Here is a 23589-nt window from a genome sequence, read left to right as displayed (position 1 = left end):
CATTCGCGGTCGCTTTATCAGCTAAAGAAAGGGCTATTCAATAAATCCCAGTTTAAACTGCGCCTTGCCCGCCAGCGACATCAGGCTCGCATCTTCAGGATAGGTCGCCAGCAGCGGGAAAAAGACTGCGCCGCCGATAATGCTGCGGCGCTTTGAATCTGCCGGGCGCAGCCCCCAGATATTCTGGTACGTCATCGGCACAACCTGGCCGTCAATGAGCGCATTACCGATATACAGCATGATATGGCCCGGAATGTAAACCAGCGTGGTGAAGGGTTTGCCGTGATCTTTGAGATAGCGCAGCCGTTCACTGGTGTTCGCTTGAGCAAGATCAACCACCCGGGTGGCAGCCTGTATCTGCGCGGCGGAATTTCTGGGAAGAAAGAGGCCAAAAGGCATCAACAGACTGCGCAGTTCGGCGGAGCAGTCATTATTGAAGTTATAGTTCCCCCAGCCATAAGGCCTGCCGCTCATTGACCGCATCAGTACGGCAAGATGTTCGGGCGTCATTTTCCACGGCATGGCGGCAAATTCCCCCTTCTTGACAACGACCCGGCGCATCTGTGCGCGGCCATCCTCTCGGCGTACCGGCACGGCGACCACAAAAAGGCCCTGTCGGTGACGGTAAAATGGCAGAATCGTGCCGTGGCGCGCCGTAAAATAAAACTGGCCGCCCGTTTGCACCGAAACCGGCTGTTTAATGAATGCCCCCAGATTTTTCCCCGCCAGCGCCAGCCATTCTGAGACAAACCGCTGATCCGCCGCCGCGATGTCTTCGCTATGCACCCAACCGATCACCGTAGGCGACATGACGTATTTCCAGCGTTTATCGCGGCTTTGCGTAATAACGTATACCGGAGTGCCGGGGCGGATAGACGAATCCTGCAGATTATCAAAGGGATAACCTTGTCCAGCCAGGCGAGGGTCGTCATAAGCCGGATCGTCCGTCGGCAGGATCCTGACCAGCGTCTCCCTGACCGCAATGCCTCGGGCCGAAGAATGATAAACCTGGCTAATGTCCGTAGACGCGTTATCTCTGACTTGCTGTTTCCAGCGGTCGGTGTGAGTCCTGAAGTTTTCCCCCCAGGAGACACTTCCACGGCCAAGGTATTTATCCATTGCGGCATCACGGTGGCTTTCCGCTTCGCGGTTCAGGACGGCAGCGATGTAATGCGGATTCCAGGGGGATTCATCGTTCGGCCCCATGCCAAAATAGTGAGATTTGAGGGCGGAAAAATGACGTTGCTGCGTGGCGGCATCCATCACAGGCATCCGCTGCTGCGGACCAGGCGGCAACCATTTATCGACAGACTGCGAATAGTTCCCCAGCGGGAACAACGATTTGGTGGCATCGATAGGGGCTGTCGCCGTGGCGTCTTGAGGGGGCTGGCTGACCGGCGCGCTGTGGCAGGCCGACAGCAGCAGCAGAGTCATCAGGCACAGCGGTTTTATTCCATTAGGCATACGTTATCAACTCCATGATAGGTTAAAATCCCTGCTTTATCCTGACGCGAAATTATTCGAATTGATACTTAATAACACCTGCGATTGATTTCCCGTTGAAGAAAACAAAGCCGGAGGCAACCCCATGACAAATGCCGACCGGATTTCCCGCCGCCGCACAGAATGCGATCGACCTTCCCGCCCTGCGCCGCCAAATCTGCTATCCTGCGGCTTTGCTTTCTGACAGGAGTCCTCCATGCGCCAACGCATCATTGTCTGCCCGCTGATTGAAAACGATAACGCCTTCCTGCTGTGCAAAATGGCCGCGCACAAGGGCGTATTTCCCGGCCAGTGGGCGCTGTCAGGCGGCGGCGTCGAGCTGGGTGAGCAGATAGAGCAAGCGCTGCGGCGCGAAGTGCACGAAGAACTGGGCCCCGCACTGATCCTCGACAGCATCACGCCCTGGACCTTCCGCGACGACGTGCGCATCAAAACCTACGCCGACGGCAGCCGGGAACAAATCTACATGATTTACCTGATTTTCGACTGCCACGCCGCCAACCGCGACGTGACGATCAACGATGAATTCGACGACTACGCCTGGGTGCCGCGCGAACGCCTGGCGGACTACGATCTGAACGAAGCCACCCGCTTCACGCTGCGGCAAAAGGGATTGCTGTAACAGTTTGAGCGATTATCACCCTATTTCCTTCACATTTGCCGGGCAGACTCTTTTGATATTTTTTAATCACTTAGGGTCACTATTGCCGTCGCTATGCTTTTATTTCTCCCTGTTCTCCGTCTGTCCGTCCGGCGCTTCGGCGCCGCCGCCCTGTTCAGCCTGCTGTTCGTTTTGGCACCCGCCCATGCCGCCGCGGCGCCATTGGTGTTGAATGCCAAATCGGTGCTGGTCGTCAATCAGCGTACCGGAAAAACGCTCTATCAGAAGCAACCGAACCGCGTGCTGCCGATCGCGTCTCTGTCCAAGCTGATGACCGCCATGGTCGCCCTGGACAGCAAACGCCCCATGGGCAGTCAACTCAAAGTCACCGCCGCCGATCGCGATCTGCTGAAAAAAACCCATTCGCGGCTGACCATCGGCTCGGTGCTCAGCCGCCGCGACATGCTGCACATCGCCCTGATGTCTTCGGAAAACCGCGCCGCCGCGGCGCTGAGCCGCAGTTATCCCGGCGGGCGCAAGGCCTTCGTGGCGAAAATGAATCAGAAAGCGCGCGCCATCGGCATGAAACGCGCCCGTTTCTACGATCCGACCGGGCTAACGCCGCGCAACGTAGCCACCGCCAGCGATCTGCTGAAAATGGTCAATCACGCCTATCGCTATCCATTGATTCGCCGCTTCAGCACCGACAAGCAGCAGATCGTGCGTCCTGGCCGCGGCCAGCTGGTCTATCGCAGTTCCAACGGTCTGATCAACAACCCGGCCTGGAAGATCCAGCTGCAGAAAACCGGCTTTACCGACGAGGCCGGTCACTGCCTGGTGATGCGCACCACCATCAAAGGGCAGCCGGTGGTGATGATCTTGCTTGGCGCGCAGCCGCGCTACGGCCACTACCGTGACGCCATTCGTCTGAAGGCCTGGCTGGAGCGGTAAAATCGCGGCGCTTTACCGTTCTGCGCATATCCAAATCCGTTTTGGATCAATGGAATATCCTATCGCCAATCAGTATTAAGCCGCGCGCCGCCCGCATGGTATTTGTCAGGCATATCTGATGATGAAAGGAGCGGGAAAAATGGCTTATGCCTTGAGCATATTGGAAAAAAGTCCGATCGCCGACGGGGAAAGCGCCGCGCAGGCGCTGGCGCGCACGCTGCAGCTGGCGCAACGGGCGGAACGCTGGGGGTATCGGCGTTTCTGGCTGGCGGAGCACCACAACACGCCGCAGCTCGCCTGCCCGTCGCCGGAAGTGCTGATCGGCTACCTGCTCGGCCAGACGACGCGCATTCGCATCGGCTCCGGCGGCGTGATGCTGCAGCACTACAGCGCCTACAAGGTGGCCGAAAACTTCAACCTGCTGGCGGCGCTGGCGCCGGGACGCGTCGATCTCGGGGTGGGCAAAGCGCCCGGCGGGCTGCCGCTCGCAACCCAGGCGCTGCAGGCGGCCCACGATCGGCAACGCAAGCCGGACTTTCCTCAGCAGCTGTCGCAGTTGACCGCCTATCTGAACGACGACGCCGAGCCCGGCCTGAGCGCCACACCGCTGCCGCCGCAGGGCGCGCAGCGTTTTCTGCTCGGCGCCAGTAAAGAAAGCGCGACGCTGGCGGCCGAGTCCGGCTGGGCCTTCGTGTTCGCCGCGCATTTGAACGGCAATCCGCAGGATATCCGCGACGCGCTGGAGCACTACGCCGCACACAGCGGCGGCCGCAAGGCGCTGCTGGCGGTGGCGGCGATCGTGGCCCCCAGCGAGGAACAGGCCGCGGCATTGGCGGCCGACATTCGGCAATACCGCGTGCACATTGCCGGTGAGCAGAGTGTGACCGTCGGCAGCCTGGCGCAGGCGGAGAGTTTCGTGCAGCAGGCCGGCGCCACCGACTACCGCATCGAGCCGCGGGAAAGCCATATTCTGCTCGGCACCGCGCAGCAGGTGCATCAGCAACTGGCGCAGCTGCAGCAACAGTACGGCGTGGAAGAGTTCATCATCGACACGCCGATCGCCGAACCGGCCGCCCGGTTAGCCTCGCTGCAGTTACTGGCGGAGGAGAGTTTGACGCCGGCTTAGTTGATCGCCGCCGCCGCCCGCATGGCTTCGGACAGATCCTGCGCCAGCGGCGCCAACTGCGACGGCGTGACGTTCGCCAGGCTGACGCGGAGCGCCGGACCGCACTTCAGGCGGAAAGGTTCACCGCCCTGCACCAGCCATCCCCGCTGCGCCATCAGCTGCGCGGCGGCGGTTTCCGAACGCACCGGCACCCACAGATGCAGCCCTTCACCTACCGCCAGCGCCGTGTGATTCAACGCATTGAGCCGCTGGACCAGCTCGTCCCGTCTGGCCTGATACGCCTGTTGCGCCCGCTGCAATTGCCCTTCCTGCAAGGCTTGTTCCCACAGTCTGGCGGCGATCTGCTGCAAGATATGGCTGACCCAGCGTTCGCTGATGTACTGATCGGCGCGCATCGCCTGCAGCAAGGTCGGGCTGCCGCAGGCCAACGCGATGCGCAGATCCGGGCTGAGAAACTTGCTGAGCGACAGCACGTACAGGCCGCGATCGCCGTCGAACGGCAGATGCAGCGGCTGTTGCGACAACGGCCCCCAGAAATCGTCGACGATCGCCAGACACTGCGGATGGCCGCGCAGAAAACCTCGCCACTGCTGCGCACGTTGCGCTGAAAGCGAAGCGCCGGTCGGATTATGGGCGCGCGGCGTCAGGATCACCGCGTCGGCCGCGCCACTCTCCGGCAGCCGACAGCCCTGTTCATCCACCGCCAGCGGCAACGGCCGCAGGCGCAGGTGACGCAGCAGCGTCAATAGCGGCGGCCAGCAGGGATCTTCCACCCACACCGCCGCCCCAGGCTGGGCATGACAGCGCAGCGCCTTTTCCATCGCGTCCAACGCGCCGGAAAACACCGCCGGTTCCCCCAGGGCCACGCCCTGGCGCCCGAGCCACTCACGCCCGAGACCGGTCAATACCGGCAGGTCGCCGCTGATGTCATAGCCGTTTTGCTGCGGGAACACCTCCGCCGCGCCAAGCCTCAGCGCCGGCAGCAAAGCGGCATCCAGGTTGCCGCTGGCCAGATCGCACATCCCCGCCGGCACCTGGCGCGGCGCATAGGCCGCACTCACCGCCGCCAGCGGCCGCTCCAGCACCACCGTACCCGCCCGCCCGCGCGTCGCCACCAGGCCGGCATCGCGCAATCTGGCGTATGCGCTGGCCACGGTATTCGGATTGACCTCCAGCTCCGCCGCCAGCTGGCGTACCGGCGGCAACAGTTCGCCCGGCCGCAGCGCGCCGTTTTTGATGCGTGCGGCGATCTGCTCGGCAATCTGGACAGCGCCGCCGCCTTTTGCATACAATGAAGTCATACATAAATCCTTTTGTACTAGTTCAAATAAGATTAGCAGCTTCTGCGGCCAAAAGTAAGGGGTTCCATGGATAAACATTACGTGCTCGACATTCAGTATGCAGGAAAAGCCTTTGCCCGCCTGCAGCTGTTCACCCCGTGGGCAGCCGAGCAGCTGGAGCAGGCCTGCGCGCTGTTCCCGGCCGCACAGGGTTATCAGGTGCAGCTCAGCCAGGTCAGCGAACGCCGCATCGTCTACCAGAGCGGCGCGCAAGGCATCACGGTGCTGGGCGAGTCGCTGGCGCTGATCCCCTTCACTCACGCTAGCGAGGTTAAACAATGAAAAAAGCCGTCGCCATTCGGCACGTCAACTTTGAAAACCTGGGCATCCTCGGTTCCCTGCTGTCACTGCGCGGCTATCAGATCGATTATTACGATGCCGGCCGCGATGATATTCGTGCTATCAATAATGAAGAGACCGATCTGTTGGTGGTGCTCGGCGGGCCGATCAGCGCCGCTCAGCACTTTTCCGGCGAGCAGCGGTATGATTTTCTCGACCATGAATTCGCGCTGGTCAAACAGCGCCTGGCGCAGCGGCGGCCGACCCTCGGGGTTTGCCTCGGCGCACAAGTGATCGCCCAGGCGCTAGGCGCTGAGGTTATTTCGCTCGGCGTGAAAGAGATAGGCTTCGCCCCGCTGACCACGCCGCCGGCGGAAGAGGAGTCGGTGCTGGCGCCGCTGGCCGACACGCCGGTACTGCACTGGCACGGGGATATGTTCATGATCCCGGACGGCGCCCGCTGCCTGGCCGGCACGGCGGTATGCCCGCATCAGGCCTTCGACTATCAGGGGTTCGCGCTCGGCCTGCAGTTCCATTTAGAGGCGGATTATCGCGATATCGAACGCTGGCTGATTGGCCATGCCTGCGAGCTGGAACTGGCCGGCATCGCGCCCCAGACCCTGCGCGACCAGGCCGCGCGCCACGGCGCGCAGCTGGAACAGCGCGCGCGGCAGGTGTTCGCGCGCTGGCTGGATAACAACGAACCAAGGAAGTAACTCATGCAACAGGCTTCACCTTTGCGGTCACCGTCTATCGACGTGATCAGCATTCAATCTCAGGTGGTCTACGGCAGCGTCGGCAACGGCATCGCCTACCGCGCTCTGCTGAAAAAGGGACTGGAGGCGCTGCAGGTGCCCAGCGTGCTGTTCGGCTGCCCGCCCTATTACGGCAAACCGCACGGCGGTGTCATCTCCGGCGATTGGTTCGGCGGTTTTCTCGACGACCTGATCGCCCGCGGCGTCATGAAGCGCGCACGGGCGGTGATCGTCGGCTACCTGGGCGACGTGATGCAGTGCCATATTCTGGCCAACTGGCTGCAGCGGGTGCGCTCGCTCAATCCGCAGATAAACATCTATATCGATCCGGTGATGGGCGATTACGGTGAAGGGATCTACGTGGATGAACGCATCGTCAACTGCTATCGCTCGCCGTTCCTGCGGCTGGCCAACGGCCTGACGCCGAACGGTTTCGAACTGGAGCAGCTGTGCGGCCGGCAACTGAGCAGCCGCGAGCAGACGCAACACGCCGCGCAGGCGCTGTTGAACGACACCACCGAATGGGTGTTGGTCACCAGCGCGCCGGGCGTAGCGCAACACGAAGACGAAGTGGGATTGATGCTGGTCACCCGGCAGGAAACGCAGTGCTTTACTCATCCGAAGGTCAAATCGGCGGTCAAAGGCACCGGCGATTTGTTCACCGCGTTGCTGGTCAGCCATCTGCTGCAGGGCGCTGCGCTCGACGCGGCAGTGGTTGCCGCCGGCGATGAAGTGTGCGGCGTACTGGCCGAAGCGGCGCATTTCGGTTGGGAAGAGATCGGCAGCCTGCGGGCGTTAAAACCGTAAGGCCTGTGGAGAGTCAGGGGCAGCGTGCCGCCCCTGATAAATATCAGCGTTTTTTCTTTTTGTTGAAGTCCAGCTCGAAGGCGAACACGGCGCTCTGAATTTTGCGCTCCATCGCCAATCCGAGCTTAAGAAAGCGGCATGACAGGCGCGAGAAGTGCACCACCTGGTCGTTATCGTCGGTTTCCTGATCGTCGTTGACCACCACCAGCTCCATATTGACCTTGAAGCTGCCGTAGCTGCCCAGATCCAGCTCCGCTTTCTTGAACTGCAAGCCTGGCTGGAAGAAATCCGGCAGCGGGCCGTCGAAGCGTAAACCGACGCCGCCGGCGGAGAGATCGTGGATCCGCAGCTCGTACGGCGTGCCGTCCGGGTATTCGCCGGTACAAAAGAATTGGCGCCAGTGCGGCGTAGTGATGCGGAATTGACGGCGACGCTGGATATAGACCAGCTCCTGCGGCAGCCGGGTCGAACAGGCCTGTACGCCCTGATGTTCGGTCAGCTCCGCCTGGGGGACGGAAAACTCGATTTTGGCGTCGTTGCTTTCAATCACGATGGTGCAAGCGCCGTCGATGGCGCTCGAGGCTTCCTCACCGCTAAACACGATATTGTCCGGCCCGACGCTCAATAACAGACTTTGAAACCGGTGCTGCTGATTTTCTACGCGCAGCGGCGTGCGTTGTTTGCAAATTTCTCGCAGAATCGCCAGAACTTCAAAACGCTCCCGTTTGATAAACAGTCCGTTATCGCTGTGCTCCACACGTGTCTCCTGACTTTTTTTCTAATGACGTCTTACGTATTCCTTACGGTTATCATCTCTGGGAATATTCCTAAAGTCAAATTTGCCAGCGTTGCCAGGCCTGCGGCAGCAGGCGCGCGAAACGTTTCGCCCATGCCTGTTGCCCGCGTTCGTCAGCGACCAAATCCTGGCGAATTTCGATGCCGACGTAAGGCAAACCGCGGCGCTCCGCGTGCACCGGCAACGTGTAATCGGTGGCGTCCGTCATCGCATAAGGTTCGTTAATACCCACCTGCAGATCCCCCTCTTCACGCAGCAGTTCAGCCAACAGCAGCGCAAATTCCGGGTAGCGGTTAAACAGCAGCCCCACCTGCCAGGGGCGCGATTGGCCCTTGAACACCGGCGTGAAGCTGTGCATGGCGATCACCGCCGTCGGCAGTTCACGCAGTTGGCGTTGCCCCAGATGCTCGTCGATGGCGTGGTGATACGGCAAAAATACCTCGCGCTCACGCGCCAGCGCGTGTTCGGCGTCGATGCTGATATTGCCGGGGATGGGCGTCAGTTCAGACAAATGCGGGATCGAGCTGGCGATGCCGGGCGCCCGGTTGCAGTCGATCACCAACCGTGAGTAACGCTGATGAATCAGCGTGGCGTCCAGTTGGCGGCTCAGATGGCGCGATACGCCCAGCGCGCCGATATCCCAACCGATGTGGCGCTCGATCTCCCCCGGCGGTAAGCCGAGATCCCCGAGGGATTGCGGTATCGCCTTGCCGGCGTGATCGCACAGCAGCAAAAATGGCGCTTTGCCGCGCGGGGTTTCAACGGCGGCGGCGGGCGGTTCATCGGCGGACAATAACGGCGGGATAAACGAATGAGGCATGAAAGGCTCCGGCGGTGGAAAGCAAAACGTTTATCGTAGCGCTATCCCGTCGCCGGCCCCAAGGTCGTACTTAGATCAAAAAGGCATGAGTCAGACGCCGATCATGCCGTCTCGGCTTCCTGCGGCTGATGCACCGCAATATAACGTTGATAACGCGACGGCTTGAGCCGCGAGGTATCCACCAGCACCAGGCCGTCGATGCAGTTGTTGAAGGCCGGATCGGTGCCAAAGTCGATAAACTGCACCCCGCCCGGTTCGCACAGCTCGGTGTACTGTTTGTACAGCGTCGGGATCGAGCAGCCGATGTTGCTGAGCAGGCTCTTCAGCCGCACCAGATCTTCCTGGTAGTTATCCCCGGCAAACTGCGCCAGCACCTGCGGCAACGACGCCGGATAAGGACGACGCGACTGCGCGAAGGCGTGGTCCGGCGAGAAATAGAGCCGATAGAAGGCGATCAACAGATCCCGCGCCGCCAGCGGCATGCCGCCGGAAATGGATACCGGGCCGAACAGATAGCGGTACTGCGGGTATTTCGACAGATAGGCGCCGATGCCCAGCCACAAATAGTCCAGCCCGCGCTTGCCCCAATAGGCCGGCTGAATGAAGCTGCGCCCCAGTTCGATGCCCTGCGCCAGGATCGGTTCCATATCGCGATCATAGTGGAACAGGCTGTTGCTGTAGATGCTCTCCAGGCCCTTACGCGCGATTTGTTCGGCGGTGGGGATAAAACGATAGGCGCCGACGATCTCCAGCTCCTCTTCATCCCACAGCACCAGGTGATAATAATCGTCGTCGTAGCTGTCCAGATCGCGGCGGCGGCCGGATCCTTCCCCCACCGCGCGGAAAGCGATCTCGCGCAGGCGCCCCAGCTCGCGCAGGATCGGCGTGCGCGCTTCATCATGTCGGCGATAGAGATAGATGGTTTTGCCGTCCGGCGTCACCCCCAGTCTTTCGCAGTTCGCCAGCGCCTTTTTCAGCTCCAGACGCTCTTCCGGCAACGCGATCGGCGATTCGCTGGCGAACAGCCCCGGTTTGCCCTGGCCTAGGCGATACACGTGGCGGCGAAAGCGCTCCGCCAGATCCTTGGCGCTGGTGTGGCCATCGTGCCAGTTGGCGAACGGCACGCGGCCGCCGATGCGGATCCTGATGCGCCCGCCCCGCTGCTGGAACATTTCACGCACCAGCAGCAGCGTCGACAGCGGACGGTAGACCAGCGAGGTAAAGTAGAACAGGTTGCTGTTGCGCGCGCTGATATGAATCGGCACGATCGGCGCGCGCGCCTTGGCGGCCAGACGCAGAAAACCGGTATGCCAGTGGCCGTCGCGGATGCCTTTCGGGCTCATGCGCGACACTTCGCCGGCCGGGAACAGGATCAGCGCGCCCTGATTGTCCAGCTGCTGCTGCATGCCTTCTATCTGTTTGCGGCTGGTTTTATAAGCGACGTTATCCACCGGCACGAACAGGTTGCGCAGCGGTTCGATGTAAGTCAGCAGTTGGCTGGCCACCACTTTCACATCCGGACGCACCGCCGCGACGGCGCGCAACAGCACCAGTCCGTCGAGCGAGCCGATCGGGTGATTGGCCACGAGCACCACCGGCCCCTGGCTGGGGATGTTTTCCAGATCGCCGTCCACCAGCTCGCAGCTGAGGTTAAAGTAGTCCACCACCTGCTCGATCAGATCGAGCCCTTTCAGGTGGGGATAGTCGGCGGCGAACTGTTTGAATTCTTTTTCGAAGAGAAGGGTTCTTAGCAGGCTGCGCTGCCAGGCAGGGGTATTGCGGTGTGGAAATGCATCTTGCAACAGAGAATCCAGGCTGAACATCGCGTTATCTCCTGACGTAGTCGCTGCAAACTTAAGCCAGAGCCATGACTCTGACATGTCAGTCACATGACAATAAAATGAATCCATCGACTATCAGGTATAGCAAAGTAATGGCGATTTGGGAGCGAAAGACGCATTTTCGCCCCCACTTCCCCTCACATCGGCGCCAGCAACGCTTCAATGCGGCGGTTCACCGCCTCACGCAGGCGCTATCGGCTGCAGATCCTCGCCGGGATGGGCCACGAACGGATCGCCGGAGGGAAACGCATGGCCGCTGTCGTTCACCCTCACCCGCTGCAATGCGGCGCTATTACACGCGCCGGCATAAAAAAACAGTGAAAGCCCGGCGGCTGCCGAATTATCGCTGCGGCTTTCGGCCTCGACGGACTGAATAATTAAATGCCGGGAATTGTCGACTGAAAAATAACGAATTTGCCGTTTTCACTTTGCGTTGACGCTGCTTTCGGTTGGCGCTCAAACGAAAGCAAAATCAAATATAAACAACTGATAGATATAGATATTTTAAAATTAATCGATTGCATTTCAGTGTTTCGTTTGCTGTAATTCGCCACGAACAACTGAAAGCGCTCCGGTCGGTATCGCTGCGGCTTATTAAGCCGCGGTCGGGCACGGCTACAGGTAAATCAGGAGTCTGCGTTAATGATCACTACCGCAAAACGCCGGGAATTAATTATCGACCCGCTGTGCCGCGAAGGCGCGTCGCGCGTGGAACCGCTCAGCCAGCTGCTTTCGGTCTCCAGCGTCACCATCCACATCAATCGCGACGTCAAACACACCCTCGCCGACGCCAGCAAATTCGGCCGCACAAGTTTTTGCACGATCGCGACATCGGCCAGATCCACTGCCTGGTCACCGACAGCCGCATTCCGGAACACTGTCTGCAGGCGCTGCACCCTTTAGGGATCGACGTGATTATCGCCGACCGTTAACCGAGGATTTTTAAGGAGCTGTCATCATGAACGCGTATTTCTCTTACGAGGCGAATTGGCTGAAGCAGCGCAACGCCTGGCACACCGCCGCAGAAATTTGGCAACAGCCGGATCTGTGGGCGGCGCTGCACCGGCAGCTGCAGGATCAACAGGCGCAATGGCAGCCGTTTCTGGCGCCGCTGCTGGTCAATCCGCGCCTGCAGATCGTGCTGTGCGGCGCCGGCAGCTCGGCGTTCGCCGGCCGCGCCCTGGCCCCCTGGCTGCGCGAACGCACCGGCCGCGACGTGGTGGCCTACGGCACTACCGATATCGTCGCCAACCCGCTGCAGTATCTCGACCCTGAGCGGCCGACGCTGCTGGTCTCCTTCGCCCGTTCGGGCAACAGCCCGGAGAGCGTGGCGACGGTGGAGCTGGCCGACCAACTGCTGCCGGAAAGCTACCACCTGATGCTGGTGTGCAACCCGGACAGCAAGCTGGCGCAGTATGCGCATCGGCGCGACAACGTCTGTTCGCTGGTGATGCCGCAAGGTTCTAACGATCAGAGCTTCGCCATGACCTCCAGCTTCAGCTGCATGATGCTGAGCGCCGCGCTGCTGCTCGGCCCCCTGTCGCTCGAGGCCGCCCAGGCGCCGCTGCACGCCATGGTGCAGCGCTGCCGCGCACTGCGAGAAACGCTGCAGCCGCAGGTGAAGGCGCTGGCCGCCGGCGGCTTCCGCCGCTACATCACCCTTGGCGGCAGCTGCTTTACCGGCCTTGCCGAAGAGGCCTCGCTCAAGATGCTGGAGCTGACCGCCGGGCGCATCGTTACGCGCTACGACTCGCCGCTCGGCCTGCGTCATGGTCCGAAATTCATGGTCGACGGCCAGACGCTGGTGGTGTTGATGTTCTCGCGCGACGACTACGCCCGCCAGTATGACCGCGATCTGTGGAACGAGCTGCAGCGCGATGGGCAGGCGATGCAGCTGGTCGGATTGACCGGCGGGCGCCAACCCCTCGCCGATACCCTGCTGCATATGCACGATGCGGCAGACGATATCTGGCTGCTGTTCCCGTATCTGCTGTTCACCCAGATGCTGGCCTTCGAGAGTTCGCTGGCGCTGGGGCTGACCCCGGATAACCCCTGCCCGACCGGCGAGGTTAACCGGGTGGTGAAAGGCGTGACGATTTACCGTTTTCCTTCCCCCGTGCAGTAAGGAGATCCCATGTATCTGATAGCCAACCGAGACATGCTGCTCAAGGCGCAGCGCCAGGGTTACGCCGTTCCGGCGTTTAACGTTCACAATCTGGAAACCGTGCAGGTGGTGGCGGAGACCGCCGCCGAGCTGCGCTCGCCGGTGATCATGGCCGGCACGCCCGGCACCTTCAGCTATGCCGGCACCGACTACCTGATCGGTATCTGTCAGGCGGCCGCGCACCGCTACGATCTGCCGCTGGCGCTGCATCTGGATCATCACGAAGAGCTCGATGACATCGAGCACAAGGTGAAAAGCGGCATCCGCTCGGTCATGATCGACGGCTCCCATTTGCCGTTCGAGCAGAATATCGCCAAGGTGGCCGCCGCAGTGGCCCTGTGCCATCGCTACGGCGCCAGCGTGGAGGCGGAGCTGGGCCGCCTGGGCGGGCAAGAGGACGATCTGATCGTCGATACGGCGGACAGCTTCTATACCGACCCGGTGGCGGCACGCGAGTTTGTCGCCGCCACCGGCATCGATTCGCTGGCGGTGGCGATCGGTTCCGCCCACGGCCTGTATCACGGCGAACCGAAGCTGGACTTCGAACGCCTGGCGCTGATCCGCGAACAGGTGGACGTGCCGTTGGTGCTGCATGGCGCCTCCGGCATTCCGGAAGCAATGGTCAAGCGCGCGATCTCGCTCGGCGTTTGCAAGGTCAACGTCGCCACCGAATTGAAAATCGCCTTCGCCGATGCGGTAAAAAGCTACTTTTCACAGCACCCGGATGCCAACGATCCGCGCAAATACATCGTCCCCGGCAAGCTGGCGATGAAAGAAGTGGTGGCGGAAAAGATCCGCATCTGCGGCAGCAGCGGCATGCTGTAACCCCACGCCCGCCCCCGGTTTCAGTGGCTGCACCACGGGGGCGAAAACATCCCGCCATTTTCCGCTTTCCTGAGAGAACGATCACAGCCTGTTATCCCGCCCGCGCCTGAAACCATTAACCGGTCTTCACTATGATCCAAATCATGGTTTTACTCATCCTACCTCTCTATTATCAAATTCATTGAATGCAGGCAGTAGGATTTTTGCCCATTCGTTTTTATTTCGCCAAGCGAAATAGCTTATTTGATGAAAACAAGCGCGCTTGTTTTTTAATTGGCAGTGTTTTTACTCTGAAAGGAACAGCGTATGAACCATTACTTAGCCGTATTAAGCGCATTGGTCATTCTGCCCTTCGCTCTGCAAGCAAAACCGCTTTCCGGCAGCCAGGTCGCCTCTGGCGTCGTCCGCTTCACCGGCGCCATTACCACGCCTGCATGCACCGTCAAACATCAGGATGAAAAGCTTATCTCCAGCTGCTTCGGTAAAGTGACGGAATATCAGAACGGGTATATATCCTCTTCGTTAAAAGCGATGCCAAAAGAATTAGTTTCTGCCGTCAGCAGTGAGATGGTGAATAACGATCCCCATTTAAAACGCGTGACCATCAGCTATAAGTAACCACAAAGCGTTACTGCCTGCTGAAATAATAAACAAGACACAACTTGTCTTGATGACTTATAAATTTATTTTATAAATTTATCGCACAATAACTCCCCGCCTTACCGTAAGCCGGCTATTCGGGCGACCCTGCGGTCGCCCATCAGCATGTCCGAAATCCGCCATCGCTCCCTTCCATTTCATGCGATAATCGCCCTACCAAACCGAGGAGTGATCCAGATGCAGACTTTTTTGATTGATCGTACCGCCACGCCGGTGGGAGAACTGGTGCTGATTGCCGATGAACAGGGGCGCCTGCGGGCGATTGACTGGACCGATCACGAAGCGCGCCTGATGAAGCTGCTGAATACCCACTACCGCGCCGATCGGTTCACCCTGCGCGAACAGCGCGATCCCAGCGGGCTGACCGACGCCATGCAGCGCTATTTCGCCGGTGAACTGAGCATTATCGATCGGTTGCCGGTGATGACCGCCGGCACCGAGTTCCAACGCACCGTCTGGCAACAGCTGCGCCAAATCCCCTGCGGCGAGATCCTGACCTACGGCCAGCTCGCGCAACGCATCGGCCGTCCGACCGCCTCGCGCGCAGTCGGCATGGCCAACGGTTCAAATCCGATCAGCATCGTCGTGCCCTGCCACCGAGTGATCGGTTCGCAAGGCACACTGACCGGCTATGCCGGCGGCGTACAGCGCAAACAATGGCTGCTGCAGCACGAAGGCTACCTGCCTAAAAGCCTGCTGTAGCCGCGCCAGGCGATTATCCGGCGCCATTGTTTGGCGACGCTTAATAAAGCCCATTGCTCAACGCCACGCTCGCAGGCCGCTGGGCCCCATGAATAACTTGTGTGAATAAAACGCATAAGTCACAAATAATACTCATAACTTCAGTCCCCTACAGAATAATCGGCGGCATGTGTGCGTAAAATTCGCACACAATGCCCCTATTCAGACTAATGCTACCCTTATCAGCTGCGGCAAAAGATGTTAAAATTGACTCATATCAATTATTGAATGAGCGTAATCTATGATCCCGGAAAAACGCGTGATTCGTCGTATCCAGTCTGGTGGTTGTGCGATCCATTGCCAGGACTGCAGCATCAGCCAGCTGTGCATTCCTTTCACCCTTAATGCCCACGAGCTGGATCAGCTCGACAACATTATCGAGAGGAAAAAGCCTATTCAGAAAGGCCAGACCCTGTTCAAAGCCGGCGACGAGCTGAAATCGCTGTACGCGATCCGTTCCGGGACCATCAAGAGCTACACCATCACCGAGCAAGGCGACGAGCAGATCACCGGCTTCCACCTGGCGGGTGACCTGGTGGGCTTTGACGCCATCGGCGGCCTGAAGCACCCAAGCTTCGCCCAGGCGCTGGAAACCTCGATGGTGTGCGAAATTCCGTTCGAGACCCTCGACGATCTGTCCGGCAAAATGCCAAACCTGCGTCAGCAGATCATGCGGTTGATGAGCGGCGAGATCAAAGGCGACCAGGACATGATCCTGCTGTTGTCGAAGAAAAACGCCGAAGAGCGCCTGGCGGCGTTCGTTTACAACCTGTCGCGCCGCTTTGCGGAGCGCGGTTTCTCTCCGCGCGAGTTCCGTTTGACCATGACCCGCGGCGATATCGGCAACTATCTCGGCCTGACGGTGGAAACCATCAGCCGGCTGCTGGGCCGCTTCCAGAAAAGCGAAATCCTCAGCGTGAAAGGCAAATACATCACCATCGAAAACGCCGACGCCCTGTCGGTGCTGGCCGGTACGCCGCGTATCAACGTGACCGTCAACGCCTGATTCTCCTGCCGGATCACCATTTCCCCGAAATTGTTGATCCGGCACGCTTCTGTTGTTGTTCTGTTTTTCAATGTTGGGTTACTCTGTAAATTAACAGACTGTTGATTTCAGCTGTAAGGAGGCCCTATGGCGAAGTATCAGAATCTTCTGGTGGCTATTGACCCCAATCAGGACGATCAGCCGGCATTGCGCCGCGCCGTGTACCTGGTAAAACGGAACGGCGGGCGCATCAAGGCCTTCCTGCCCATCTATGACTTCTCTTACGAAATGACGACCCTGCTCTCCCCGGATGAAAGAACGGCGATGCGGCAAGGTGTGATCAGCCAACGCGCCGCCTGGATCAACGAGCAGTGCCGCTTCTATCTCAACGACGGCGTGCCGATCGAAATCAAAGTGGTCTGGCATAACCGCCCCTTCGAAGCCATCATTCAGGAAGTGCTTTCCGGCCAACATGACCTGCTGCTGAAAATGGCGCACCAACACGACCGGTTGGAGTCGGTGATCTTTACCCCCACCGACTGGCACCTGCTGCGCAAATGCCCTTGCCCGGTGTGGATGGTGAAAGACCAGCCCTGGCCGGAAGGCGGCAAGGCGCTGGTGGCGGTCAATCTGGCCAGCGAAGAACCCTATCACGACCCGCTCAATATCAAACTGGTGCAAGAAACCGTCGAACTGGCGCAAAACGTCAACCAGACCGAGGTTCACCTGGTCGGCGCCTATCCCGTTACCCCGATCAACATCGCCATCGAATTGCCCGACTTCGACCCGAGCGTCTACAACGACGCCATTCGCGGCCAGCATCTGATCGCCATGAAGGCGCTGCGGCAAAAATTCTGCATTAAGGAAGAGTTCACCCACGTGGAAAAAGGCCTGCCGGAAGAGGTGATCCCCGATTTGGCCGAACACCTGCAGGCCGGCGTGGTGGTGCTGGGCACCCTGGGCCGCACCGGTATTTCAGCCGCCTTTATCGGCAACACGGCGGAACATGTGATCGATCATCTGAAATGCGACCTGCTGGTGATTAAACCGGAAAACTTCAACTGCCCGATCGAGGCGGATGAAGACGACGAACACGACGACGAAGATTAGGCTTCGCACATAAAGAAACGGGCCGCTGAAAAGCGGCCCGTTTTTCTTTGGTTGCCCAATTTTACTTCTGCAACGCCCGCAAAATCGCTTCCACGCTGTCTTTGGCGTCGCCGAACAGCATTTGGGTGTTCTCCTTGAAGAACAGCGGGTTCTGCACGCCGGCGTAGCCGGTGTTCATCGACCGTTTGAACGCGATCACGTTCTGCGCTTTCCACACTTCCAATACCGGCATGCCGGCGATCGGGCTGCGCGGATCTTCCAGCGCCGCCGGGTTCACCGTATCGTTGGCGCCGATCACCAGCACGGTGTCGGTATCCGGGAAATCGTCGTTGATTTCATCCATCTCCAGCACCACGTCGTACGGCACCTTCGCCTCTGCCAGCAGCACGTTCATGTGGCCCGGCAAGCGCCCCGCGACCGGGTGAATGCCGAAGCGCACCTTCACGCCGCGCGCCCGCAGTTTTTCGGTGATTTCCGCCACCGGATACTGCGCCTGCGCCACCGCCATGCCGTAGCCCGGGGTGATGATCACCGAGGTGGAGTTTTTCAACTGCTCGGCCACCTCTTCCGCCGTGGTTTCACGGTATTCGCCCATCTCTTCGGCATCGCCGGTGGATGAACCGTCGCTGCCGAAACCGCCGGCGATCACGCTGATAAACGAGCGGTTCATCGCCTTGCACATGATGTAAGACAGGATCGCCCCCGAAGAGCCCACCAGCGCGCCGGTGACGATCAGCAGATCGTTGCTCAGCATGAAGCCCGCCGCGGCCGCCGCCCACCCCGAGTAGGAGTTGAGCATCGACACCACCACCGGCATGTCGGCGCCGCCGATCGAGGCGACCAGATGCCAGCCGAACGCCAGCGCGATCGCCGTCATCAGCAGCAGCGTCACCACCTGCCAGCCCACGCTGTCGGTGCGCACGAACGCCACCAGCAGCAGGAACGAGATCACCAGCGCCGCCAGGTTCAGCTTGTGGCGATTCGGCAGCATCAACGGCTTGGAAGAAATGATGCCGCGCAGTTTGCCGAAGGCGACGATCGACCCGGTGAAGGTCACCGCACCGATAAAGATGCCGAGGAACACTTCGGTCAGATGGATATTCGCCATCACCGGTTCCATCGGCGCACCGTGATCCAGATAGCTGTTGAAACCGACCAGCACCGCGGCCAGGCCAACGAAGCTGTGCAGCACCGCCACCAGCTCCGGCATTTCGGTCATCTCGACCTTCTTCGCCAGATAGACGCCGATCGAGCCGCCGATGATCATGGCGATGATGATCCAGCCGACGTTGCCGGAATCCGGCCCCAGAATGGTCGCGATCAGCGCTATCGCCATGCCGGCGACGCCGAACAGGTTGCCCTGCTTCGACGTTTCATGACGCGACAGGCCCGCCAGGCTGAAAATAAACAAAATAGCGGCAACAATGTATGCAGCTGTAACCAATCCTCCAGACATTTGTTACCCCTTAGTTCTTGCGGAACATCTTCAGCATGCGCTGAGTGACGGTGAACCCACCGAAAATATTGATGCTGGCGATCAGCACGGCGATAAAGGAGAGGAAACTCACCCAGCCGCCGTGGCCAATTTGCAGCAGCGCACCGACCACAATAATCCCTGAGATCGCGTTGGTGACCGACATCAACGGGGTATGCAGCGCATGGCTGACGTTCCAGACCACGTAGTACCCGACCACGCAGGCCAGCGCGAACACGGTAAAGTGCGACAGGAACTCTTTCGGGGCTGCGTCCGCCAGCCAGCCGAACAGCAGGATCGCCAGAGCCATCAGGCCGTACTTCAGCCACGGCGAGGTCGGCTTGGCTTCAGGTTTGGCGACCGGTGCGGCGGCGGGCGCCGCTTTCGGCTGGGCGGAAACCTGGATCGGCGGCGCCGGCCAGGTGATTTCACCGCTGCGCACCACGGTAACGCCGCGGATCACCGTATCGTCGAAATCGATATCGATCTCGCCGTTCTTCTCTTTCGACAGCAGCTTCAGCAGGTTGACCAGGTTGGTGCCGTACAGCTGCGAAGATTGTGTCGGCAAGCGGCTCGGCAGATCGGTATAGCCGATGATTTTCACGCCGTTGTCGGTCACGGTAATGGTGTCGGCCACGGTCAGTTCGCAGTTGCCGCCAGTTTGCGCCGCCAGATCGACGATCACGCTGCCCGGCTTCATCGACGCCACCATCTCTTTGGTGATCAGCTTCGGCGCCGGTTTACCCGGGATCAGCGCGGTGGTGACGATGATGTCAACCTCCGCCGCCTGTGCGGCGAACAGCGCCATCTCTGCCTTGATAAAGGCTTCGGACATCACTTTGGCGTAACCGTCGCCGCTGCCCGCTTCCTCTTCAAAATCCAGCTCGAGGAATTCCGCGCCCATGCTCTGCACCTGCTCTTTCACTTCCGGGCGGGTGTCGAAGGCGCGCACGATGGCGCCGAGGCTGCCCGCAGCGCCGATCGCCGCCAGGCCGGCCACGCCGGCGCCGATGATCATCACCTTGGCCGGCGGCACTTTGCCGGCGGCGGTGATCTGGCCGGTGAAGAAGCGGCCGAACTCATGCGCCGCCTCGACGATGGCGCGGTAGCCGGCGATGTTGGCCATCGAACTCAGCGCATCCATCGACTGGGCGCGCGAGATGCGCGGCACCGAGTCCATCGCCAGCGCGGTGACGTTGCGCGCCGCCAGCTTGGCCATCAGCTCGGGGTTTTGCGCCGGCCAGATAAAGCTGACCAGCGTGCTGCCTTCGCGCATCAAGGCGATCTCGTCGTCTTGCGGCGCGTTGACTTTCAGGATCAGATCCGACTGCCACACTTCGTTTTCGTCGACCAGCGCCGCGCCGGCGGCTTCGTAGGCGACGTCGTCAAAACTGGCCAGTTTGCCCGCCCCGCGTTCAATCGCGACGGTAAAACCCAGCTTCAGCAGTTGTTCCACCGTTTTCGGCGTGGCTGCGACCCGGGCTTCATTGGCCAACCGCTCTCTTGGTACACCAATACGCATAATGTTCCCTTCTCACCTGTCTTGGATGATGTTTATTATTTTCCTGCCCATAGAACGGCGCCATCGGCGAGCGAGGCGTCAACTTGCCCGCACTGATTTCAGACGCCAACTATAACCTACTGAAAATAAGGTCGATGATCCATAATTGCTTACGCATTCAGCCCTGTTTTTACATAAAAACGCCGGGCGCGATATGACAAATCGCAATTTACAGTGAAAAAATGCATACAGAACAGCACATTCTGCATGGTTAGAGGTTTGCGCCCGGCGTAACGATTTATCGCCATGCGGGGCGGATAAGCATAAAAGTTATCATTTTGTGAATAATTAACACTAATGACACCAAAGCCTTTATTATGGAAACTTATGGCGGCGGCGCCATCCGTGCGACCCGCGTCACCGTCAAGGATTTGTCGCACGGGATAACATAAAATGCTGAGACAGTTTTCAGAATTACATGTAATAATCGACGGCTGAATTACACTTAAACAGTTCAGTACGTTATAAACGTTAATGCGCTAGGCGAAAGGATTTTTTATGAAGCTGAAGACCACGATCATCGCGTCAGCCTTGTTATCACTCACCGCGCTGTCCGCTCATGCGGCGCAAGAGTTAACTCCTGAGAAAGCAGCGGCGCTGAAGCCGTTTGATCGCATCACGATTACCGGCCGCTTCAATGCGATCAATGAAGCCGTCGACGCCGTATCCCGCCGTGCAGACAAACTGGGTGCCGATTCCTTCTATATCCAGGACAGCAACAACAGCAACAACGGCGGCAACTGGCGCGTCACCGCAGACCTTTATCATAAAGATGCGCCAGAAGTGAGCAAAACACCAAAATACCGCGTATTTAACGGCGTGAATGAACTGCCTAAAGAGGAAGCCTACCTGCTGGAGCCTTACGATACCGTGAGCGTCAGCGGTTTCTACCGCAGCCAGCCGGACATTAACGACGCCATCTCCAAAGAAGCGCAGAAAAAAGGCGCCGCCTCATTCTTCATCGTGCGCCAGGTTGACGCCAACTCCGGCGGCAACCAGTTCGTCACCGCCTACATCTATAAGGCCGATGCGCCGAAACGCCGCGTGCAGAGCCCGGACGCCATCCCAGCCGATTCTGACGCCGGCCGCGCTGCGCTGGCCGCCGGCGGCGCCGCAGCCGCGAAAGTCGAAATTCCTGGCGTCGCGTCTTCCGGTTCACCAAGCCGCGAAGTGGGCCGTTTCTTCGAAACCCAGTCCTCTACCGGCCAACGCTATACCGTCACGCTGCCTAACGGCACCAAAATTCAGGAAGTGAACAACGTGACCGCCGCGCAGATGGTGCCGTTCGATTCCGTCACCTTCACCGGCCACTTCAACAGCATGACCGACGTGTCCACCGAAGTGGCGAAACGCGCGGCCGAGAAAGGCGCCAAGTACTACCACGTCACTCGCCAGTGGCAGAACAAGAGCGGCGGCAACCTGACCGTCAGCGCCGATCTGTTCAAATAAAACCCGCTTTTCGGTTTACCATCGGGCAGCCCTTGAGCTGCCCGTTTTTATTGCCGCTCTTTTCGCCGCTCGTTGAATAGTTTTTTGTAAATTCCGCATATTCAATCATTGCATCTCTAATCATCCCTCCGTAGAATTTGCGCCAATTTTTAGGGCTATTGTCTATTAGCGCAATGGTTGTTAACACATTGTTGCCGCCAAGCAGTTCCCTTCCAGTTGTTTATTCTGCGTTCAGGATCCGTCATTGGAAAAAAAACTCGGTCTTACCGCGCTAACCGCTTTGGTGCTCAGCTCGATGCTGGGCGCCGGCGTGTTCAGTCTGCCGCAAAACATGGCGCAGGTCGCCAGCCCCGCCGCGCTGCTGCTGGGTTGGGGGATCACCGGCGTCGGCATTCTGTTTTTGGCGTTTGCCATGCTGTTGCTTACGCGTCTGCGCCCGGATCTGGACGGCGGCATCTTCACCTACGCCAAAGAGGGATTCGGCGAGCTGATGGGCTTCTGCTCTGCCTGGGGTTACTGGCTGTGCGCCGTAATCGCCAACGTCTCGTATCTGGTGATCGTGTTCGCGGCATTGAGCATTTTCACCGATCGCGGCGGCAACGTTATTCTCGGTGACGGCAATACCTGGCAGGCGCTGATCGCCGAATCCGCCCTGCTGTGGATCGTGCACGCGCTGGTGCTGCGCGGCGTGCAAACCGCCGCCAGCATCAATCTTGCGGCCACTCTCGCCAAGCTGCTGCCGCTGGGGATGTTCGCCGTTCTGGCGGCGATCGCCTTTAAAATGGACGTGTTCACGCTGGACTTCCAGGGGATCGCCCTCGGCAAGCCGGTATGGGAACAGGTCAAGGACACCATGCTGATCACCCTGTGGGTGTTTATCGGCGTGGAAGGCGCCGTGGTGGTTTCCGCGCGCGCGCGCAATAAGAAGGACGTGGGCCGCGCGACCATGTTGGCGGTACTGTCGGCGCTGGCGGTGTATCTGATGGTCACCTTGCTGTCGCTGGGCGTGGTGCCCCGCAGCGAACTGGCCGACATGCGCAACCCGTCGATGGCAGTGCTGATGGTGGAACTGATTGGCCCGTGGGGAGACGTGATCATCGCCGCCGGTCTTATCATTTCCGTGTGCGGCGCCTACCTCAGCTGGACCATCATGGCGGCGGAAGTCCCCCTGCTGGCCGCACAGCACGGCGCATTTCCACGCGTGTTCGGCAAACAGAACCGCCATCACGCCCCATCGTCTTCGCTGTGGCTGACCAACATCGCGGTGCAGCTGGCGTTGGTGCTGATCTGGTTGACCGGCAGCAACTACAACTCGCTGTTGACCATCGCGTCGGAAATGATCCTGGTGCCTTACTTCCTGGTCGGCGCATTTCTGTTCAAGGTGGCTTACCGTCGCCGCGACAAGCGCCTGATCTTCGCCGCCACCGGCGCCTGCGTCTATGGTTTATGGCTGCTGTACGCTTCCGGGCTGATGCACTTGCTGATGTCGGTGCTGCTGTATGCGCCGGGCCTGTTGGTGTTCATGTACGCCCGCCGCGGCCATCAGGATATCAATCTGCTGAATCGCCTGGAAAAAGGCAGCATCTTACTGCTGCTGGTGGCCACGCTACCCGCCGGCTGGTTTATGCTGCACTAAAGTGTCCCGTCAATGCGGCTGCCCGTCAGCCGCATTTTGCTTCCTCTTTTTCCCCTGCTACCGCGTTCCCCCCCCTTTGCACTGTCAGCCATGCGTCTCGCTTGCGATCTCAAATGCAATTAATTATCATTATCATTTATTGATTAGTGGTAAGACGCGAGTGCC

General features: G+C 59.5%; 22 protein-coding genes and 1 pseudogene. 15 read left to right on the top strand and 8 right to left on the bottom strand.

What is annotated here, in order from left to right:
- Window positions 1-33: 33 nt before the first annotated feature.
- Window positions 34-1464: an SH3 domain-containing C40 family peptidase gene (locus J0X03_RS11190; protein WP_033643193.1), complete on the bottom strand. Its 1431-nt coding sequence runs from the start codon at window positions 1462-1464 to the stop codon at window positions 34-36.
- Window positions 1465-1699: 235 nt separating this feature from the next.
- Between J0X03_RS11190 and nudI the strand changes: the two genes are divergently transcribed.
- The 3 genes from nudI (at window position 1700) to J0X03_RS11175 (ending at window position 4181) form a co-directional block, all read left to right on the top strand.
- Window positions 1700-2125: a nucleoside triphosphatase NudI gene (gene nudI / locus J0X03_RS11185; RefSeq protein ID WP_033643194.1), complete on the top strand. Its 426-nt coding sequence runs from the start codon at window positions 1700-1702 to the stop codon at window positions 2123-2125.
- 93 nt (window positions 2126-2218) lie between these two features.
- Window positions 2219-3055: a D-alanyl-D-alanine endopeptidase gene (pbpG, locus tag J0X03_RS11180; protein ID WP_122016621.1), complete on the top strand. Its 837-nt coding sequence runs from the start codon at window positions 2219-2221 to the stop codon at window positions 3053-3055.
- A gap of 139 nt (window positions 3056-3194) precedes the next feature.
- Entirely contained in the window at window positions 3195-4181 is a 987-nt protein-coding gene (locus J0X03_RS11175) for an MsnO8 family LLM class oxidoreductase (RefSeq protein WP_046687114.1), read from the top strand.
- Here J0X03_RS11175 and J0X03_RS11170 read toward each other — a convergent pair.
- Window positions 4178-5482 (bottom strand): aminotransferase class I/II-fold pyridoxal phosphate-dependent enzyme, encoded by a 1305-nt coding sequence (locus J0X03_RS11170; RefSeq protein ID WP_160204329.1) that lies wholly within the window; start codon window positions 5480-5482, stop codon window positions 4178-4180. The genes J0X03_RS11175 and J0X03_RS11170 overlap by 4 nt on opposite strands.
- 66 nt (window positions 5483-5548) lie before the next feature.
- Between J0X03_RS11170 and J0X03_RS11165 the strand changes: the two genes are divergently transcribed.
- The 3 genes from J0X03_RS11165 to J0X03_RS11155 are packed head-to-tail and all read left to right on the top strand — an operon-like array spanning window position 5549 to window position 7362.
- Window positions 5549-5803, top strand: coding sequence for a hypothetical protein (locus J0X03_RS11165; RefSeq protein WP_046687116.1), 255 nt, complete (start codon window positions 5549-5551; stop codon window positions 5801-5803).
- The gene (locus J0X03_RS11160; protein ID WP_033643199.1) at window positions 5800-6516 is read left to right on the top strand and encodes a glutamine amidotransferase; all 717 of its coding nucleotides are present in this window, start codon (window positions 5800-5802) and stop codon (window positions 6514-6516) included. The genes J0X03_RS11165 and J0X03_RS11160 overlap by 4 nt, the downstream gene beginning before the upstream one ends.
- A gap of 3 nt (window positions 6517-6519) precedes the next feature.
- Window positions 6520-7362 (top strand): PfkB family carbohydrate kinase, encoded by an 843-nt coding sequence (locus J0X03_RS11155; protein WP_049210152.1) that lies wholly within the window; start codon window positions 6520-6522, stop codon window positions 7360-7362.
- A gap of 43 nt (window positions 7363-7405) precedes the next feature.
- On the opposite strand, the gene J0X03_RS11150 is transcribed toward J0X03_RS11155, so the two are convergent.
- From J0X03_RS11150 to olsF, 3 genes are all read right to left on the bottom strand, one after another.
- Complete coding sequence (locus tag J0X03_RS11150; protein WP_033643201.1) at window positions 7406-8119, bottom strand: flagellar brake protein; 714 nt, start codon at window positions 8117-8119, stop codon at window positions 7406-7408.
- A 76-nt stretch (window positions 8120-8195) separates the two neighbouring features.
- A complete protein-coding gene (locus J0X03_RS11145; RefSeq protein ID WP_033643202.1) occupies window positions 8196-8978 on the bottom strand; it encodes an N-formylglutamate amidohydrolase in 783 nt (260 codons plus the stop codon).
- A 101-nt stretch (window positions 8979-9079) separates the two neighbouring features.
- Window positions 9080-10801, bottom strand: a complete 1722-nt coding sequence (olsF, locus tag J0X03_RS11140) for a bifunctional ornithine lipid synthase OlsF (RefSeq protein ID WP_033643203.1) — start codon at window positions 10799-10801, stop codon at window positions 9080-9082.
- A gap of 798 nt (window positions 10802-11599) precedes the next feature.
- On the opposite strand from olsF, the pseudogene J0X03_RS24330 reads away from it, so the two are divergent.
- The 7 genes and pseudogenes from J0X03_RS24330 to uspE all read left to right on the top strand — a co-directional run.
- Window positions 11600-11751: pseudogene (locus tag J0X03_RS24330) on the top strand (transcriptional repressor AgaR); the annotation flags it as partial.
- A 26-nt stretch (window positions 11752-11777) separates the two neighbouring features.
- Window positions 11778-12944: an SIS domain-containing protein gene (locus J0X03_RS11130; protein ID WP_047575054.1), complete on the top strand. Its 1167-nt coding sequence runs from the start codon at window positions 11778-11780 to the stop codon at window positions 12942-12944.
- Between the two features lie 9 nt (window positions 12945-12953).
- Entirely contained in the window at window positions 12954-13808 is an 855-nt protein-coding gene (locus J0X03_RS11125) for a tagatose bisphosphate family class II aldolase (protein WP_033650298.1), read from the top strand.
- Between the two features lie 306 nt (window positions 13809-14114).
- Window positions 14115-14426, top strand: coding sequence for a hypothetical protein (locus J0X03_RS11120; RefSeq protein WP_033643206.1), 312 nt, complete (start codon window positions 14115-14117; stop codon window positions 14424-14426).
- Between the two features lie 219 nt (window positions 14427-14645).
- Window positions 14646-15170 (top strand): methylated-DNA--[protein]-cysteine S-methyltransferase, encoded by a 525-nt coding sequence (gene ogt, locus J0X03_RS11115; RefSeq protein ID WP_160204331.1) that lies wholly within the window; start codon window positions 14646-14648, stop codon window positions 15168-15170.
- 280 nt (window positions 15171-15450) lie between these two features.
- Window positions 15451-16215, top strand: coding sequence for an FNR family transcription factor (locus tag J0X03_RS11110; protein WP_004938278.1), 765 nt, complete (start codon window positions 15451-15453; stop codon window positions 16213-16215).
- Between the two features lie 126 nt (window positions 16216-16341).
- A complete protein-coding gene (uspE, locus tag J0X03_RS11105; protein ID WP_004938281.1) occupies window positions 16342-17304 on the top strand; it encodes a universal stress protein UspE in 963 nt (320 codons plus the stop codon).
- A gap of 61 nt (window positions 17305-17365) precedes the next feature.
- Here the strand turns inward: uspE and pntB are convergent, their stop codons facing one another.
- The gene (gene pntB, locus J0X03_RS11100; protein ID WP_025159771.1) at window positions 17366-18760 is read right to left on the bottom strand and encodes a Re/Si-specific NAD(P)(+) transhydrogenase subunit beta; all 1395 of its coding nucleotides are present in this window, start codon (window positions 18758-18760) and stop codon (window positions 17366-17368) included.
- A 10-nt stretch (window positions 18761-18770) separates the two neighbouring features.
- Window positions 18771-20300: a Re/Si-specific NAD(P)(+) transhydrogenase subunit alpha gene (gene pntA, locus J0X03_RS11095; RefSeq protein ID WP_042784620.1), complete on the bottom strand. Its 1530-nt coding sequence runs from the start codon at window positions 20298-20300 to the stop codon at window positions 18771-18773.
- Window positions 20301-20837: 537 nt separating this feature from the next.
- On the opposite strand from pntA, the gene ydgH reads away from it, so the two are divergent.
- Window positions 20838-21788, top strand: a complete 951-nt coding sequence (ydgH, locus tag J0X03_RS11090; protein ID WP_025302966.1) for a DUF1471 family protein YdgH — start codon at window positions 20838-20840, stop codon at window positions 21786-21788.
- Here ydgH and J0X03_RS11085 read toward each other — a convergent pair.
- Complete coding sequence (locus J0X03_RS11085; RefSeq protein ID WP_127897184.1) at window positions 21781-21975, bottom strand: hypothetical protein; 195 nt, start codon at window positions 21973-21975, stop codon at window positions 21781-21783. The two genes, ydgH and J0X03_RS11085, sit on opposite strands and share 8 nt — an antisense overlap.
- A 57-nt stretch (window positions 21976-22032) precedes the next feature.
- On the opposite strand from J0X03_RS11085, the gene J0X03_RS11080 reads away from it, so the two are divergent.
- A complete protein-coding gene (locus J0X03_RS11080; RefSeq protein ID WP_033643208.1) occupies window positions 22033-23424 on the top strand; it encodes an amino acid permease in 1392 nt (463 codons plus the stop codon).
- Window positions 23425-23589: the final 165 nt, after the last annotated feature.

It is taken from the genome of Serratia ureilytica, from assembly GCF_017309605.1.
GTDB lineage: Bacteria > Pseudomonadota > Gammaproteobacteria > Enterobacterales > Enterobacteriaceae > Serratia > Serratia ureilytica.
Note: the sequence above shows the minus strand (reverse complement) of the source record. Positions and strands in the feature narration are given on the sequence as shown.

Bases quoted from the DNA above. Each gene is read 5' to 3' on its own strand.
- J0X03_RS11190 (WP_033643193.1), bottom strand. From the start codon at position 1,464: ATGCCTAATGGAATAAAACCGCTGTGCCTGATGACTCTGCTGCTGCTG.
- nudI (WP_033643194.1), top strand. From the start codon at position 1,700: ATGCGCCAACGCATCATTGTCTGCCCGCTGATTGAAAACGATAACGCC.
- pbpG (WP_122016621.1), top strand. From the start codon at position 2,219: ATGCTTTTATTTCTCCCTGTTCTCCGTCTGTCCGTCCGGCGCTTCGGC.
- J0X03_RS11175 (WP_046687114.1), top strand. From the start codon at position 3,195: ATGGCTTATGCCTTGAGCATATTGGAAAAAAGTCCGATCGCCGACGGG.
- J0X03_RS11170 (WP_160204329.1), bottom strand. From the start codon at position 5,482: ATGACTTCATTGTATGCAAAAGGCGGCGGCGCTGTCCAGATTGCCGAG.
- J0X03_RS11165 (WP_046687116.1), top strand. From the start codon at position 5,549: ATGGATAAACATTACGTGCTCGACATTCAGTATGCAGGAAAAGCCTTT.
- J0X03_RS11160 (WP_033643199.1), top strand. From the start codon at position 5,800: ATGAAAAAAGCCGTCGCCATTCGGCACGTCAACTTTGAAAACCTGGGC.
- J0X03_RS11155 (WP_049210152.1), top strand. From the start codon at position 6,520: ATGCAACAGGCTTCACCTTTGCGGTCACCGTCTATCGACGTGATCAGC.
- J0X03_RS11145 (WP_033643202.1), bottom strand. From the start codon at position 8,978: ATGCCTCATTCGTTTATCCCGCCGTTATTGTCCGCCGATGAACCGCCC.
- olsF (WP_033643203.1), bottom strand. From the start codon at position 10,801: ATGTTCAGCCTGGATTCTCTGTTGCAAGATGCATTTCCACACCGCAAT.
- J0X03_RS11130 (WP_047575054.1), top strand. From the start codon at position 11,778: ATGAACGCGTATTTCTCTTACGAGGCGAATTGGCTGAAGCAGCGCAAC.
- J0X03_RS11125 (WP_033650298.1), top strand. From the start codon at position 12,954: ATGTATCTGATAGCCAACCGAGACATGCTGCTCAAGGCGCAGCGCCAG.
- J0X03_RS11120 (WP_033643206.1), top strand. From the start codon at position 14,115: ATGAACCATTACTTAGCCGTATTAAGCGCATTGGTCATTCTGCCCTTC.
- ogt (WP_160204331.1), top strand. From the start codon at position 14,646: ATGCAGACTTTTTTGATTGATCGTACCGCCACGCCGGTGGGAGAACTG.
- J0X03_RS11110 (WP_004938278.1), top strand. From the start codon at position 15,451: ATGATCCCGGAAAAACGCGTGATTCGTCGTATCCAGTCTGGTGGTTGT.
- uspE (WP_004938281.1), top strand. From the start codon at position 16,342: ATGGCGAAGTATCAGAATCTTCTGGTGGCTATTGACCCCAATCAGGAC.
- pntB (WP_025159771.1), bottom strand. From the start codon at position 18,760: ATGTCTGGAGGATTGGTTACAGCTGCATACATTGTTGCCGCTATTTTG.
- pntA (WP_042784620.1), bottom strand. From the start codon at position 20,300: ATGCGTATTGGTGTACCAAGAGAGCGGTTGGCCAATGAAGCCCGGGTC.
- ydgH (WP_025302966.1), top strand. From the start codon at position 20,838: ATGAAGCTGAAGACCACGATCATCGCGTCAGCCTTGTTATCACTCACC.